Source organism: Paenibacillus sp. SZ31 (assembly GCF_012912005.1).
Classification (GTDB): domain Bacteria; phylum Bacillota; class Bacilli; order Paenibacillales; family Paenibacillaceae; genus Paenibacillus.
Window position 1 is genome coordinate 1 of the sequence record NZ_JABBEA010000024.1, and the last position, 16,161, is coordinate 16,161.

The 16,161-nt window shown below is 47.5% G+C and carries 14 protein-coding genes and 1 rRNA gene; 14 read left to right on the forward strand and 1 reads right to left on the reverse strand.

From position 1 onward, the window contains the following. The first annotated feature begins 213 nt into the window (after positions 1-213). The 9 genes from rrf (at position 214) to pssA (ending at position 10,409) form a co-directional block, all read left to right on the forward strand. Positions 214-330, forward strand: a 5S ribosomal RNA gene (gene rrf / locus HF638_RS26970). Between the two features lie 186 nt (positions 331-516). Beyond that, entirely contained in the window at positions 517-1,692 is a 1,176-nt protein-coding gene (locus tag HF638_RS26975) for a GNAT family N-acetyltransferase (RefSeq protein WP_169483026.1), read from the forward strand. Between the two features lie 460 nt (positions 1,693-2,152). Next, positions 2,153-2,614 (forward strand): CtsR family transcriptional regulator, encoded by a 462-nt coding sequence (locus tag HF638_RS26980; protein ID WP_169483027.1) that lies wholly within the window; start codon positions 2,153-2,155, stop codon positions 2,612-2,614. A gap of 31 nt (positions 2,615-2,645) precedes the next feature. Continuing rightward, positions 2,646-3,170, forward strand: a complete 525-nt coding sequence (gene mcsA / locus HF638_RS26985; RefSeq protein ID WP_169483028.1) for a protein-arginine kinase activator protein McsA — start codon at positions 2,646-2,648, stop codon at positions 3,168-3,170. Positions 3,171-3,198: 28 nt separating this feature from the next. Beyond that, a complete protein-coding gene (mcsB, locus tag HF638_RS26990; RefSeq protein ID WP_169483029.1) occupies positions 3,199-4,269 on the forward strand; it encodes a protein-arginine kinase McsB in 1,071 nt (356 codons plus the stop codon). Positions 4,270-4,451: 182 nt separating this feature from the next. Beyond that, a complete protein-coding gene (gene clpC / locus HF638_RS26995) occupies positions 4,452-6,914 on the forward strand; it encodes an ATP-dependent protease ATP-binding subunit ClpC (protein WP_169483030.1) in 2,463 nt (820 codons plus the stop codon). A 260-nt stretch (positions 6,915-7,174) separates the two neighbouring features. Continuing rightward, entirely contained in the window at positions 7,175-8,542 is a 1,368-nt protein-coding gene (radA, locus tag HF638_RS27000; RefSeq protein WP_036671578.1) for a DNA repair protein RadA, read from the forward strand. Between the two features lie 13 nt (positions 8,543-8,555). Continuing rightward, entirely contained in the window at positions 8,556-9,632 is a 1,077-nt protein-coding gene (disA, locus tag HF638_RS27005; protein ID WP_047841130.1) for a DNA integrity scanning diadenylate cyclase DisA, read from the forward strand. Positions 9,633-9,677: 45 nt separating this feature from the next. Next, positions 9,678-10,409, forward strand: coding sequence for a CDP-diacylglycerol--serine O-phosphatidyltransferase (gene pssA, locus HF638_RS27010; protein WP_169483031.1), 732 nt, complete (start codon positions 9,678-9,680; stop codon positions 10,407-10,409). Positions 10,410-10,539: 130 nt separating this feature from the next. Here the strand turns inward: pssA and HF638_RS27015 are convergent, their stop codons facing one another. Beyond that, positions 10,540-10,935, reverse strand: a complete 396-nt coding sequence (locus HF638_RS27015) for a nucleoside triphosphate pyrophosphohydrolase family protein (protein WP_017692049.1) — start codon at positions 10,933-10,935, stop codon at positions 10,540-10,542. A 173-nt stretch (positions 10,936-11,108) separates the two neighbouring features. On the opposite strand from HF638_RS27015, the gene HF638_RS27020 reads away from it, so the two are divergent. The 5 genes from HF638_RS27020 to cysE all read left to right on the forward strand — a co-directional run bounded on the left by HF638_RS27020 (position 11,109) and on the right by cysE (position 16,128). Then, positions 11,109-12,194, forward strand: a complete 1,086-nt coding sequence (locus tag HF638_RS27020) for a PIN/TRAM domain-containing protein (protein WP_047841132.1) — start codon at positions 11,109-11,111, stop codon at positions 12,192-12,194. 82 nt (positions 12,195-12,276) lie between these two features. Beyond that, entirely contained in the window at positions 12,277-12,969 is a 693-nt protein-coding gene (gene ispD / locus HF638_RS27025) for a 2-C-methyl-D-erythritol 4-phosphate cytidylyltransferase (protein ID WP_169483032.1), read from the forward strand. Beyond that, the gene (ispF, locus tag HF638_RS27030; protein ID WP_169483033.1) at positions 12,966-13,442 is read left to right on the forward strand and encodes a 2-C-methyl-D-erythritol 2,4-cyclodiphosphate synthase; all 477 of its coding nucleotides are present in this window, start codon (positions 12,966-12,968) and stop codon (positions 13,440-13,442) included. The genes ispD and ispF overlap by 4 nt, the downstream gene beginning before the upstream one ends. A 33-nt stretch (positions 13,443-13,475) precedes the next feature. Next, positions 13,476-14,933 carry a glutamate--tRNA ligase gene (gene gltX, locus HF638_RS27035; protein ID WP_169483034.1) on the forward strand — a complete coding sequence of 486 codons (1,458 nt, stop codon included), beginning with the start codon at positions 13,476-13,478 and terminating at the stop codon, positions 14,931-14,933. A gap of 535 nt (positions 14,934-15,468) precedes the next feature. Continuing rightward, positions 15,469-16,128 (forward strand): serine O-acetyltransferase, encoded by a 660-nt coding sequence (cysE, locus tag HF638_RS27040; RefSeq protein WP_169483035.1) that lies wholly within the window; start codon positions 15,469-15,471, stop codon positions 16,126-16,128. Positions 16,129-16,161: the final 33 nt, after the last annotated feature.

Sequence of the window (16,161 nt, forward strand, 5' to 3'; positions counted from 1 at the left end):
AGGTAGATAGGCTGGGGGTGGAAGTGCAGCAATGCATGGAGCTGACCAGTACTAATCGGTCGAGGGCTTATCCAATTTGCAAGTGATAATTCGCATGTTTCGTTTCGAATCTAGTTTTCAGAGAACAACACTCTGAACAACCGCTGAACCATTCATCCACACAGCCGTGTCGGACCGAATGGAACGCGAACGCATTTGTTACACAAATGCTCGTTTGGTGGCGATAGCGGAGGGGTTCCACACGTACCCATCCCGAACACGACCGTTAAGCCCTCAAGCGCCGATGGTACTTGGACCGCAGGGTCCTGGGAGAGTAGGACGCCGCCAAGCGAAGAACCACTGCCGATGTAATTCGGTGGTGGTTTTATTTGTTTATTTTAGGGGATGCGAAAGCATCCCTTATTTGACTTTGCAGGAATCCTCTGACACACTCATAGTAGTGGATACATAGATTTCGTATCAGACTTTCATTTTGAAAATGATCTCAACATTCTAGAGAACGGGGTGCAGGATGAGATGGAAATTCAGAAATTGACGGTAAATGATTTTGAACCAGCGATGGAACTTTCCGAATATGCTTTTCAAGTGGTAATGAGTGAAGAACAAAAAGAAAAGCGACGGAGTCAATTTTCGTCACAGGATATATGGGGTGTATATGAGGAAGGGCAGCTAGGAGCCAAACTTCACATTATTCCTTTTCAGACCTATATTCATGGTAGATCGTTCGAGATGGGTGGTATTGCTGGCGTAGCCACCTGGCCAGAGTATAGACGCAAAGGCTGGGTAGCAGGTCTGCTGAAGCATGCGTTGGAAGAAATGAACCGTAACAAACAAAGTATATCGTTCTTGCATCCATTCTCTTTTGGTTTCTATCGGAAGTATGGATGGGAGACCTATGTTGAATTTAAACGATATAAAGTGCCTACAGCACATTTGCCTTCGAAAAAAGCGACACCTGGAACGATTCGGCGTGGCGATCCGGGTCTTAGCATATTAAAGCAAGTATACAGTGCTTACGCTGAGCGCTATAACGGAACCCTGGTCCGGGATGATGCAAGGTGGGAGAATTCAGTTCTTGTGAATGGGACCAGCCAGAAGGCTGTATATTTTGATGAAACTGATGTAGCACAAGGTTATCTTTTATATGAGGTAAAGGAAAATAAGTTTACCATTAAAGAGATTATCTATCTGAATGAAGAGGCTAGACAAGGGCTCTGGACTTTCATTGCCAATCATGATTCCATGATCCAGGAAGTGACGTTGCAGGCACCAGCCAGTGATACGCTTGCTTTCCAATTGGATAACCCACGGATTCAGCAGGAGATTGTACCTTACTTTATGGCACGCATCGTTAGTGTGGAGCAGTTTATATCTCAGTATCCATTTGCAAGCCAGGATTCACCGGTACAGATTGTTCTTCAGGTAGAAGATACCCACGCTCCGTGGAATGAAGGGGTATGGCAATTAAATGTGGCACTGAACGGAACCGCGTCCATATGGAAAACATCCGAGCCAATCACTGATGATCAGACCATTAAGGTAGATATTCAATCCCTTACGGCAATATTGATGGGATATCGCAGACCAACGGAAATGGCACGGATCGGAAGAATTCAAGGACCTGACACAGCAATCAAGGCTTTGGAACAAGCGATTCCGGAACGGGAAACCTATTTGCTTGATTTCTTCTGATGACTATTCCGCTGTTCCATTCAATTTGATTAGCTGATATAGAAATACGGCGTTATTGAAAGACAAATGGACTTCTTCAGCAATTTTGGAGAGGTTTTTTTGTGTCTGGGGAATATTTCGTGTAAAATCGTAAAAAATGAATAGTGACCCCACTTGGCAAACCCACAAAATATGCTATAATGGTTATAAAGTCAAAGAAAGTCAAAGTCAACTAAAGGTTTAATACTTAAGTAGCTTTCTTTCTACAATCTGATGCGTGGTCGCCAATATGCGGGATTCATTTCATCGGAGGATCAAGGAAATATTAAAGGACCTTCGTGCTTCCTTCGCTCTCCTGTTGACGTCTGTGGAAGCAAGATTCGCTGTTTTCCTGATTGGTTAAATGGGTAGAGAAGGTGTACTCTGTGGGGGCGTGTGGGTCCTTATTGACTTAACGTTTCAGACAGTGGAGGATGATTGGATGCGTAATATCTCTGATATTATCGAACGATATCTGAAGAGTATTTTGCATGAAAGTCCCGAAGGAATGGTTGAAATTCAGCGTAATGATCTGGCAGATCAATTTTCATGTGTACCTTCCCAGATCAATTATGTCATCAGCACACGTTTTACCATCGAGAAGGGATACCTTGTAGAGAGTAAACGCGGCGGTGGCGGTTATGTTCGCATACAGCGCATTGAATTACCGGCCCAATCAGCTCTGCATAATCATTTGCACCATAGTATTGGTGATGAGATCGGGCAGACTGCTGCCGAAGGTCTGATCTATCAACTGGAAGAAGCGCGTTTCTTGAGCAAGCGGGAAGCCGGGTTGATGCGAGCTGCTGTATCTAGAGAGGTTATATTGGTCAAACTTCCTTACCGGGATCAAATTCGTGCCAGAATGTTGAAGGCGATGTTAATATCTTTGCTCGGTAAATGAAAACTATCGGGGTCAAAGGAGGTACATCAATATGCTGTGCCAAGAATGCAATAAACGTCCGGCGACACTTCATTTTACGAAGATCGTGAATGGAGAGAAGACGGAATTCCATATTTGTGAGTCATGTGCCCGTGAAAAAGGGGAGATGATCCCCGGAACATCAGGTGGATTTTCCATTCACAATCTGTTGTCCGGGTTGCTCGATTTTGATCCAGCCGGCAAAAGTGGATCGGCAGGAACACCACCTGCAAAAGCTCTTCAATGTGAAGAGTGTGGTATGACGTACTCACAATTTAGCAAAATAGGTCGGTTCGGCTGCAGTTCATGTTATAAATATTTTGACAGCCGTCTGGATCCTTTGTTCAAGCGGGTTCATGGCAGTACGTCTCATGTAGGCAAAGTGCCTGCACGAGCTGGTGGTCGCATAAAGGTGAAACGGCAAATCGCCGATCTGAAGCGTGAGCTTCAGGAGAGCATCGCCCAAGAGGAATTTGAAGAGGCGGCTCAGATCCGTGACCAGATCAGAGGACTTGAAAAAGAGATAGCTCAGGAGTAAAGTTTGTCATGAGTAGGAGGGATGCGTAATGCCTAATCTGCGCTTTACAGAGAAGGCGCTCAGCGACTGGATGCGCAGTGATGCGGCTGATTCCGAAATCGTCATTAGCAGCCGTGTCCGGATCGCACGCAACCTTCAGCATGTTCCGTTTCCGATGCTGGCTTCCAATGAGCAATCGGAAGAGGTGCTGAATAAGCTGAGCGAAGTACTTCAATACGATGACGTTCATGCCTTTGGAGATTTTCATACGTTGGATCTGATCGATATTGACGAACTCGACAAACGAGTGCTGGTGGAGAAACATCTCATCAGTCCAAGTCTTGCGAATGAATCCAAGAATGGTGCGGTTATTCTCAGTGAGGATGAGTCTGTCAGTATTATGATTAACGAAGAGGATCATCTTCGTATCCAGTGCCTCTATCCGGGGTTCCAGGTGAAAGAAGCCTGGGAGAAAGCTTCCGCAATAGATGATGCTTTTGAAGTGCACGTGGATTATGCTTTTGATGATCGTAGAGGATACTTAACCAGCTGCCCTACCAATGTAGGTACAGGTGTCAGAGCATCGGTTATGATGCACCTGCCTGCCCTGGTGATGACGCAGCAGATTGGCCGCATTTTAACCGCAGTATCCCAAGTGGGATTGACTGTAAGGGGAATATACGGCGAAGGCAGCGAGGCGATGGGTAACCTGTTCCAGATCTCGAACCAGATTACACTGGGACAGACCGAACAGGAAGTCATCGAGAACCTGCATGGTGTTGTGTTACAGATGATTGGTCATGAGCGTACAGCCAGAGAACGTTTAATGACCGACTCCAGACTTCGAATTACGGATCGTGTCATGCGTTCTTACGGCATATTGTCTCATGCAGCTATTGTTGATTCGAAGGAAGCTGCTCAGCGCTTATCGGATGTACGCCTTGGCGTGGATCTCGGCTTACTGGATGGATTGACCATCACAGTAATGAATGAGTTGAATGTGATGACTCAGCCGGGATTTTTGCAGAAAACATTCGGGGAAGATATGCGCACAGATGAGCGTGACATCTACCGTGCTCAGTTGATTCGTGATACGATCAATGCAGCGAAGCAGTCTTAGTTTAGCTAATATTGTATTGAATTATGGTTTCATGCCGCATTGCGGCTTTTATATAATAAGGCATGTATGAATGCCAAATGACTTTATTCGCAGCACGGCTGCAAACAAAAATGATATGAAGAATACGACGGGAGTTATTTGAATCCCCTCGTTTTATCCAAAACCATGGAGGTGCAGGAGATATGATGTTTGGAAGATTTACGGAACGGGCCCAAAAGGTGCTCGCACTCGCGCAGGAAGAAGCTGTCCGTCTCGGTCATAATAACATCGGTACTGAGCATATTTTGCTCGGCCTCATTCGTGAAGGTGAAGGCATCGCAGCCAAAGCACTGATCGGCCTGGGACTCGGATTGGAAAAAATTCAGGATGAAGTAGAAACGCTGATTGGCCGTGGCCAAGAGCAACCTACCAACATTGCATATACGCCACGTGCGAAAAAAGTAATTGAACTGTCTATGGATGAAGCTCGTAAATTGGGTCATACCTATGTAGGCACAGAGCATATTCTGCTCGGATTGATTCGTGAAGGCGAGGGTGTTGCAGCACGTGTGCTCAATAACCTGGGGATCAGCCTGAACAAAGCACGTCAACAAGTGCTGCAATTGCTTGGCAGCAGTGAAGCTGTATCCAGCCATAATGGAACACCTGCCAATGTAAGCACACCAACGCTGGACAGTCTGGCACGTGACCTCACGGCTTATGCGAGAGAGAACAATCTGGACCCGGTTATTGGACGTAGCAAAGAAATTGAGCGTGTCATTCAGGTACTCAGCCGTCGTACCAAGAACAACCCGGTATTAATCGGTGAACCAGGTGTAGGTAAAACAGCGATTGCTGAAGGCCTTGCACAAAAAATCATTGCGAATGAGATTCCGGAAACATTGCGCGACAAACGTGTAATGACCCTGGATATGGGTTCAGTGGTAGCTGGAACCAAATATCGTGGTGAATTCGAAGATCGTCTGAAAAAAATCATGGATGAGATTCGTCAAGCAGGTAACATTGTCCTGTTCATCGACGAATTGCACACTTTGATTGGTGCAGGCGGAGCTGAAGGTGCTATCGATGCTTCTAACATTTTGAAACCGGCTCTGGCCCGTGGAGAATTGCAGTGCATTGGTGCAACAACGTTGGATGAGTATCGTAAATACATCGAGAAGGATGCAGCGCTTGAGCGTCGTTTCCAACCGATTACTGTTGATCAGCCTTCTCCGGAAGAAGCGATTCAAATCTTGCATGGCTTGCGTGACCGTTATGAGGCGCATCACCGCGTGAAAATTACGGACGAAGCAATTGTGCAGGCGGTTAAACTGTCTGACCGTTATATTACAGACCGTTTCCTGCCAGATAAAGCGATTGACCTGATTGATGAAGCGGGTTCCAAAGTAAGATTGAACTCTTACACGATCCCACCAAACCTGAAACAACTGGAAAGCCGTCTGGAAGATATCCGTAAGGAAAAAGACGCTGCAGTTCAAAGTCAGGAGTTCGAAAAAGCAGCAGCTCTTCGTGATACGGAACAAAAAATCCGTGAAGAGCTGGATGTAACGAAGAACCAGTGGAAAGAGAAACAAGGTCGCACCGATTCCGAGGTTACTCCTGAGGATATCGCACAAGTGGTAGCCAGCTGGACAGGAATCCCTGTGAACCAACTGAAAGAAGAAGAGACACAGCGTCTGATGAATCTGGAGTCTATTCTACATGAACGTGTCATCGGTCAGGATGAGGCAGTGAAGTCTGTCAGCCGTGCGGTTCGTCGTGCTCGTGCAGGACTTAAAGATCCAAAACGTCCGATGGGTTCATTCATTTTCCTCGGCCCTACAGGGGTAGGTAAAACAGAACTTGCTCGTGCTCTGGCTGAAGCGATGTTCGGCGATGAAAATGCAGTAATCCGGATTGATATGTCCGAGTATGGTGAGAAGCACTCGACTTCCCGACTTGTCGGAGCGCCTCCAGGATATGTTGGGTACGAAGAAGGTGGCCAGCTGACAGAGAAAGTTCGTCGCAAACCATATTCCGTAGTCCTGCTTGATGAAATCGAGAAAGCACATCCAGAAGTATTCAATATCTTGTTACAAGTGCTTGAGGATGGTCGTCTGACGGATTCCAAAGGTCGCGTCGTTGACTTCCGCAATACGCTGATCATTCTGACATCCAACGTAGGTGCAGAAGCGATCAAACGTAATTCTACACTGGGCTTCACTGCAGTTGTAGATGCAGGAGCAGATTATGACAATATGAAGGGTAAAGTGATGGATGAGCTGAAGAAAAGCTTCCGTCCAGAGTTCCTTAACCGGATTGATGAAATTATCGTGTTCCACTCACTCGAAGAAAAACACATCGCTGAAATTGTTACGCTGATGAGTGAAGAACTTCGTAAACGACTGCTCGAACATGAGGTCGATTTCGAACTCACTGATAATGCCAAGGCCTTCCTTGCCAAGTCAGGTTTCGATCCAGCTTACGGTGCGCGTCCGCTTCGTCGGGCGATCCAGAAGCATATCGAGGACAAATTGTCCGAAGAGTTGCTCACAGGTAACGTAACCAAAGGGGATTCATTACTCATTGACGAGGAGAACGGTGCACTGTCTGTAACGAAAAAAGACGTGGTAGTTCCGTCCAATGAGGAAATCGAAACCAAATAATATACAGCAAGCTTTGGAGTTAAACTTCAGCTTATATTGATTCTTAATCCTTCTCGGCTTTGGCCGGGGAGGATTTTTTGCATTTTGGACAGAAGACGGACATGATTATGTCAGGAACATGTGTAAAGTTTGCGATAATCCTTTACGAAAAATCTCAAACAATGGTAAACTTTTAGTAACCCTGCACGTCAGGGAGTTTGGGCAAAATTCGTCGAATAATGCAAAATGCTGTTATAAAACTAAATTATAGGAGTGCTGAAGTGGCCAAAGTTAAAACCAAGTTTCAATGTACGGAATGCGGCTATGAAGCCCCCAAGTGGTACGGTAAGTGTCCGGGTTGTCAGTCATGGAATTCAATGGTGGAAGAAACAGAGACGGTAGTCAAAACACAAGGAAGAAATTCTCCCCTGTTTGACAGTAAAGATAAACCGCTTCCTATCATAGATATAGATAGCGGTCAGGAACCGCGTGTACAGACTGGAATCGGAGAGTTAAACCGGGTATTGGGTGGCGGAATCGTTCCAGGTTCCCTCGTTCTGGTGGGCGGAGATCCAGGTATCGGTAAATCAACGTTGATGTTGCAGACATCCCATGCGTTGACGCATTCGGGTTTGCGTGTGTTATATGTATCGGGAGAGGAATCAGTCAAGCAAACCAAATTGCGGGCGGATCGTCTCGGGGCGCTCTCTGCCGAGTTGTATGTGCTGTGTGAAACCAATATGGAACGTGTAGAGGAAGCGGTGGATCAGATCCAGCCGCATTTTCTTGTCATCGACTCCATTCAGACGGTATATCTTCCCGAAGTTACCAGTGCGCCAGGTAGTGTAGCACAGGTAAGGGAATGTACGTCAAGGTTCATGCGGATTGCCAAAGGCAGAGGCATTGCAACGGTTCTTGTGGGGCATGTTACCAAAGAAGGTGCCATTGCCGGTCCACGTATGTTAGAGCATATGGTGGATTGCGTGCTTTATTTTGAAGGAGAGCGTCATCATACGTATCGCTTACTCCGTGCGGTGAAGAACCGATTTGGTTCCACCAATGAGATTGGTATTTTTGAAATGGGCGAGGATGGACTTCGTGAAGTGGGCAATCCGTCTGAACTCTTTTTGTCGGAACGTCCACTAGGGGTAGCAGGTTCAACGGTAGTTGCCAGTATGGAGGGTACACGCCCTCTGCTTGTGGAATTGCAGGCGTTGATCTCGACGACCCATTTCCCTTCTCCCCGCCGTATGGCAACAGGGGTAGATCTGCATCGATTGAATCTGATTATTGCAGTGTTGGAAAAACGAATGGGGATGTTCTTACAGACCCAGGATGCATATCTGAATGTAGCTGGAGGAGTAAGGCTGGATGAGCCCGCTGTAGACTTGGCGGTTGCCGTCAGCATTGCATCCAGTTTGAGAGATGTACCAACCAAGCCGGACGACGTCATCTTTGGCGAGATCGGTCTGACAGGTGAAGTTCGAGCCGTATCACGGGCCGAACAACGAGTGAAGGAAGCCGCAAAGCTGGGCTTCAAGCGAGTCATTTTACCAGAAAAAAGCTTAAAGGGCTGGAAACATCCTCGCGGGATACAACTGATCGGTGTGAATACCGTGGCAGATGCACTAGCGGTTGCTTTAGATTAGGGGGCATAACAAGATGAAAGATATGAGCCAACTGGATAATATGAATGAATTGTTAAGGCTGATCGCACCAGGTACACCTTTCCGCGAAGGTCTGGAAAATGTGCTGCGCGCCAAGACGGGCGCACTGCTTGTTGTAGGATACAGCCCTGAAGTAATGGAAGTGGTGGATGGAGGATTCTCGATTAACTGTGATTTCTCCCCGAACTATCTGTATGAACTCGCCAAGATGGATGGTGCCATTATTCTTAGCGAAGATTTGAAGCGTATTCTTTACGCCAATACTCAGTTAATCCCGGATTCATCTATCTCTTCATCTGAGACGGGGATTCGTCACCGTACCGCAGAGCGTGTAGCGAAGCAAACGGGGAAATTGGTGGTTTCCATATCACAGCGCCGGAATATTATTACCCTGTATCAGGGAACGCTTCGTTATTCCCTCAAGGAAATCGGGGTTATTTTGACCAAAGCAAATCAAGCGATTCAAACCCTGGAGAAATACAAAGCTGTATTAACACAGTCCCTTACGAATCTGAGTGCCTCAGAATTTGAGGAACTGGTGACGATTCCTGAAGTGGTCAATGTGATTCAGCGTACCGAAATGGTTATGCGGATCAAAACGGAGATCAAACGATACATTCATGAACTCGGGAATGAGGGACGACTCATCTCCATGCAAATGGAAGAGCTCGTGGGTACAACGGAAGAAGAAGCTTGGTTGCTGTACAAAGACTATGCCCGTGACGACAGTGATGACAAAATCCGTGAAATTATTGTGGGACTAAAAAGGTTGTCGGACGATGAGTTGCTGGATGCACATCATATTGTTCGTCTGCTCGGCTATCCTTCGTCAGCGGCTACTTCAGAGGATTCGGTTGCACCTCGCGGATTCCGGGTATTAAATAAGATCCCCCGCCTGCCGAATGTCATTATCCATAACCTGGTGGATCAATTCGAACAATTGCCTCATGTCATTATGGCTACAATTGAAGAACTGGACGAAGTGGATGGTATTGGTGAAGTTCGTGCCCGGACCATTAAGGAAGGCCTCAAACGTTTGCAGGAGCAGATGTTTATCGACAGACAGATGTAAGGGTTTGCCTATATAAAGGCTTGAAATGGATGAGGTGAAACAACAATGCTAACCAGATTCATTCCGAATCTCTTTACCCTGGGTAATCTGTTTCTTGGAATGATGGCAATTTTGCTTGCGATTGATGGAAATTACAGTTTGGCTGCTATCATGGTCATTGTAGCGATGCTGCTGGACGGTCTGGATGGTCGAGTGGCACGTGCACTCAATGCCCAAAGCGAATTCGGCAAGGAACTGGATTCCTTGTCTGACATGGTTTCCTTTGGTGCAGCACCAGCCCTGATCATATTTATGGTGTCATTCCAAGATTCGATGCCGATGCTCGCCTGGATTGCAACAGCTGCTTTTCCGATCTGTGGAGCCATTCGTCTGGCTCGGTTTAATGTTCGTCCCGGAATTCCGGGGTACTTCACAGGTTTACCGATTCCCGCAGCCGGCGGGGTGCTAGCAACACTGTCCTTGTTCAACAAGGATATCGGCCCGATCAGTATGATGATTGCTACGTTGCTGTTATCGTACCTGATGGTGAGCTCGCTTAAATATCCCAATTTCAAAAAGGTCGGTTTGCCGCGTAAGGCAATCTGGATTGCGCCATGGGTTGTGTTATTTGCAATAGCCGTAGCTGTTATTTTTCCGGAGCAGTTATCCAAATTGATCTTTATTCCGCTGGTGTTATACGCCTTATATGGAATGAAGCATAATGTGCGAACAGCGGCCTCCCGTAATCGGGCCAAAAAGCGCAAGGATGAGAAATCTTCCCGTCCTTCCGATCGTTAAACATTGAGCATTGGGGACAGACACTATACAAAGAAAGCACGTACTCTCCTGAACTGGAGAATGCGTGCTTTTTGTTTATTCAGATCTATTTACGGTAAAAGAAACCCTTACGAACGACATACATATCTTCTTACGACAGATTAAACATCCCTAGCGTCGAACACTTCTGTGATTCGTGATTCACGACCTCTTCCATGTTGATGTCCAGCAGATTGCAGAGAGCTGACATGTAGAACAGGTTCCGCCCCAGTTCAGAGCTAATGACCTCTCGGCAATTCTCGCACAACTCACCTTCCACATGCGTTTCCAGCAGGCCCTTGGTTTGAGCGATATCGCTCTCCGGGGCATATTTCTGCTTGGTGGCGTGCAGCTCGATGCAGCCGCATTCGGTAATGGCTTTGGACACGGCACGGTTAACAGACGCTCCGGCTTGTCCTGTTTTGGACAGTACATCAATCAGGCTGCGATGACGCAGCAACAGTTCAGAAACTTGATCCTGGAAAGCCTGTAAACTTAGCGTACTCATTTTGCCACTCACCTCGGGATATGAATTGAATTCATTATATGCCAATAATTTACCTACTTTCAACTGACGATTGCAACATTTCCAAAAAGTTCTTGTGGATGGGATTAGCAATTCAGGAATTGGATCATACTGGATATAAAGTTCGAGATACATTGAAGGAGGTGCAGGGACTAATGTGGAAAAAAGGCATTTTAACTTTTACAGGATTGTGCGGTGCATGGTTCGGCTACACGGCATATCATCTGGCAGGAAAATCGGTCCCATGGATGGCGGAGTGGATTCAGTCCGCAGGATTATTGGGAGCCGGTATATCGACGCTGCTGGGAGCTGTAATGTTTATGGCTGTATGTAACATTGGTGGTACATTGATGGCAGACAGGCTGCATAGTGGAATTGATTCATTGGCAAAAGTACCTATGAACGAACTGGCTGCGGGTGCCGCAGGTACCGTTGCAGGATTGCTCGTGGCCTTGTTACTCTACCCTGTTGTGGGATGGATGGGGACGGCAGGAGAAGTGCTGCAAGTGGCGCTGACGGTGATTAGCGCCTATTCCGGCTACACCCTTGCCATGGCGAAGAAAGACGATCTGGGGGCCTTCTGGATGTCTGGACGATGGGGTCATCCGGAGGTGGACGAGGATAGACGGATGGAAGAACATAAGATTCTGGATACCAGCGTCATTATCGATGGTCGTATCGCTGATATATGCAAAACCGGGTTTATTGAAGGCACGATCGTAATTCCGGAATTCGTTCTGGAGGAGCTGCAACATATTGCTGATTCATCGGATCTGCTCAAGCGGAACAGAGGACGGCGTGGATTGGATATTTTGAACAAAATCCAGAAGGAACTCGATGTAAAAGTCCTGATCTACGAGGGGGATTTCGAGGAAATTTCCGAGGTGGACAGCAAACTGGTTAAACTGGCTAAAGTGCTTCAGGGCAAAGTGGTCACTAATGATTTTAACCTGAACAAAGTGTGTGAACTCCAGGGTGTATCAGTGCTGAACATTAATGATCTTGCCAATGCGGTCAAGCCTGTCGTTCTGCCAGGTGAGGAGATTATGGTGCAGATCATTAAGGATGGCAAGGAACATGGTCAAGGTGTAGCTTATCTGGATGATGGCACAATGATCGTTGTGGAAGGCGGACGCGAGTATATCGGCATGATGATGGAAGTGCTGGTGACCAGTGTCCTACAGACTTCAGCGGGACGAATGATTTTTGCCAAGCCGAAACTGTTGGAAAAAGCCCAATAAAGCGGTATGATGGGTAGTGTATCGTTGAACGATATTGTATATCTTTGGACGATAAACTGACAGACAAGGCAGGGATTGCGGCATGGATAAAGGGTGGGGCGTTGTCATTGTGGCAGCAGGTCGCGGAACCCGGATGGGGACGACCGAGAGCAAGCAGTTTCTGTTGCTGCAGGACAAGCCCGTTTTCATACATACGCTTGAGGTATTTGCTGCGCTGGACGAGATCCACGAGATGGTGCTGGTCACAGGAGCCGCAGATGTTGAACGCTGCCAGGATTGGGTAAAAGAATACCAACTGGATTCACGTGTCCATGTTATCCCCGGAGGGAAAGAGAGACAACATTCTGTCCATAAAGGCCTGAAGGCACTTGGGACGGATTGGGTTCTTGTTCACGACGGGGTACGTCCTTTTGTGAACCATGAGCAGATCAAGGGATGCATGGCGGCCGCCATATCCGGTGGAGCAGCTGTACTGGCCGTTCCCGTGAAGGATACGATCAAACAAGTGAATGCGGAAGGAGTCGTTACGGCGACGCCAGACCGCAGCAGTCTGTGGAGCATTCAAACCCCGCAGGCTTTTCGTCTTTCTTCCCTGCTCTCCGCCTACGAATCAGCCGAGCAGGACGGATTTCTGGGGACAGATGACGCCATGCTGGCTGAACGTCAGGGAATGTCGGTCAAGGTTGTGGAAGGCAATTATACCAATATCAAATTAACGACGCCGGAAGATTTGGAATACGCCGCGTTTTTGCTGGGGGGAGAGAAGAAGCGATGATACGTGTAGGACAGGGATTTGATGTACATCAGCTGGTGGAGGGACGCCCGTGCATTATTGGCGGAGTAACGATTCCTTATGAAAAAGGACTGCTGGGTCACTCGGACGCAGACGTGCTGTTGCACGCGATTAGTGATGCCATTTTGGGTGCGCTGGCACTCGGGGATATCGGCAAACACTTCCCGGATACCGATGCAGAATTCAAGGATGCCGACAGTCTGAAATTGCTGGAGCATGTATGGCAGCTTGTGAAGGATCGCGGGTATAAGCTAGGGAATATCGACTCAACGATTATTGCCCAAAAGCCGAAGATGGCTCCTTACATCCCACAAATGGCTGAGGTTATTGCCAAGGCACTGGAAGCGGATGTAACGCAAGTGAACGTGAAAGCAACAACAACAGAGCAACTGGGATTCCCGGGACGGGGAGAGGGCATTGCTGCTCAATCCGTTGTTTGCCTTGTACGTGTATAATATCATCAATCAATTCGTGACGGAGGGGATCATATGAGCACGGAAATTCGTGTGCGTTACGCGCCGAGCCCAACGGGACACCTGCATATCGGGAATGCCCGTACGGCGCTGTTTAACTATCTATATGCCAAACATAATAACGGTAAATTCATTATTCGTATTGAAGATACGGACGTAAAACGGAATATTGCCGGTGGTGAAGAAAGCCAACTGAAATACCTGAAATGGCTCGGAATTGAGTGGGACGAAAGTATTGATGTAGGCGGAGAATATGGACCATACCGTCAAACGGAGCGTCTGGATCTCTATCGTAAATATACGCAGGAATTGCTGGATAAAGGTCTGGCTTACCATTGCTTCTGCACGGAAGAAGAATTGGAGCAAGAGCGTGAGGAGCAGTCAGCACGTGGAGAAACGCCGCGTTATTCGGGCAAACACCGTGATCTGACTCCAGAGCAAATTAGTGCGTTTGAAGCGGAAGGCCGCGTAGCGAGTATTCGTTTCCGTGTGCCGGAAGAGCGCACATATACGTTTGATGACATGGTTAAAGGCACAATTTCGTTCAACAGCAAGGAATCTGGCGACTTCGTAATTGTGAAAAAGGATGGCATTCCCACGTACAACTATGCCGTTGCTGTGGATGATCACTTGATGAAGATATCCCACGTTCTGCGTGGGGAGGATCACATCTCGAACACGCCGCGTCAACTGATGATCTATGAAGCGCTCGGCTGGGAGCCGCCGCAATTCGGTCATATGACGCTGATCGTGAATGAAAATCACAAGAAGCTGAGTAAACGGGATGAGTCCGTTATTCAGTTTATTGAACAGTATGATCAGCTCGGCTATTTGCCTGAAGCGATGTTTAACTTCATTTCCTTACTCGGCTGGTCGCCAGAAGGGGAAGAAGAGATCTTCTCGCAAGAGCAACTGATCTCCATTTTTGATACAAAACGTCTGTCCAAGAGCCCAGCGGTATTTGATACCCACAAGCTGGCGCATTTGAACAACCACTATATCAAACATGCTGACCCGGAACGTATTGCCGAAATGGCCATTCCGCATCTGCAAAAGGCTGGACGCATTTCTTCTGAGCTGACTGCTGAACAAAAAGAATGGGCATATACACTGGTACACCTGTATCAGGAGCAGATGAATTCTGCCTCCGATATTGTGGAATTGTCAGAAGTGTTCTTCCGCTCCAATCTGGAGCTGGAAAGCGAAGGAGAAGCAGTACTTGCTGAAGAACAGGTGCCAACCGTGCTGAAGGCATTTGCGGATAAAGTGCAGGCGAGCGAAGAGTTCACGCCAAGTAAAATGGCTGCATTGATCAAGGAAGTACAGAAAGAAACCGGCTTTAAGGGCAAACAGCTCTTTATGCCAATTCGTGTAGCCTTGACTGGACAGACGCATGGACGGGATCTGAATCAAACGATCGTGCTTCTGGGCCGTGATACGGTGATCGAACGTTTGCTCGCGCAAGTAAACTAAGTTTAATCGAGGACATTCCGTTAATTTGGAATCTGAGCACAGTCTCATGATGTATGGATTACACAGGAGGCTGTTGTCAGTCTGAGGCCTTTTCGCTATAATAACAACACAACGAATAATTGATATGATTTATCTAATAGAACAGCAAAGATCGGGAGGAGTAGACTGACCCGGACAGATTCAGAGAGGATGGTCCCGCAGCAAAGGAAGATTTCTTTGGTTGCGGTGGCTGTGAGCCATCCACTGTCCATCAGTCGAAATGCGCCCGTGAGCTGCACAGCCGAATCCAGCCCCGCCCTTGTCAGCATGACATGGGAAAACGTTAGGATAGGTTGTGACGATTGGTTTCCGTTACCAAACCGCTTAAGGGCTCATTCTTTTGAGGATGAACCGAGCAGAGTGGGACCGCGATAAACGCCTCTGCAGCTAAATGCTGCAGGGGCGTTTTTTGTTTAGGCGAGTGTGCAGTACACTACCAAGGAACGCGCCGTCCGGTAAGCCGGAGGACGGGAACCTGAACAAGAGGGGAACGAGCATGTTCAAGAAGATCAGATCAGATATCCAGGCGGTGTTTGAAAACGACCCGGCGGCCCGGGGATGGTTTGAGGTGGTATTCACCTACTCAGGGCTGCATGCAATATGGGCACACCGGATCGCTCATTTTTTATACAAGCGAAGATGGTTCTCGGTTGCCCGGTTCATTTCGCAGGTTAGTCGTTTTATGACAGGAATTGAGATACACCCTGGAGCTACGATCGGAAATCGGTTGTTTATTGACCATGGAATGGGCGTCGTTATTGGAGAAACATGTGAGATTGGCGATGATGTCGTTATCTATCAGGGGGTTACCCTTGGCGGAACAGGGAAAGAAAAAGGAAAGAGACATCCGACCATTGGTAATAATGTGGTTATCTCATCCGGAGCCAAAGTGCTGGGTTCATTTAGCGTGGGGGATCAATGTAACATTGGCGCTAACTCCGTTGTGCTTAAGGAAGTCCCTTCCAACAGTACCGTGGTGGGTATACCGGGCAGAATTGTTAAACAGGACGGTCGACGGGTAGATCGCCTTAGTCAGCAGTTGCCCGATCCGGTCGTTGACTCCTTGCGCAGCATGCAACAAGAACTCGAACGATTGCAGCAAGAGATACGTACACTACAGAATGCCCGTGAAAATGAGACTGTGCGTGATACGTGATACAATAAATATAGGCAGTATAGGATGAAAGGA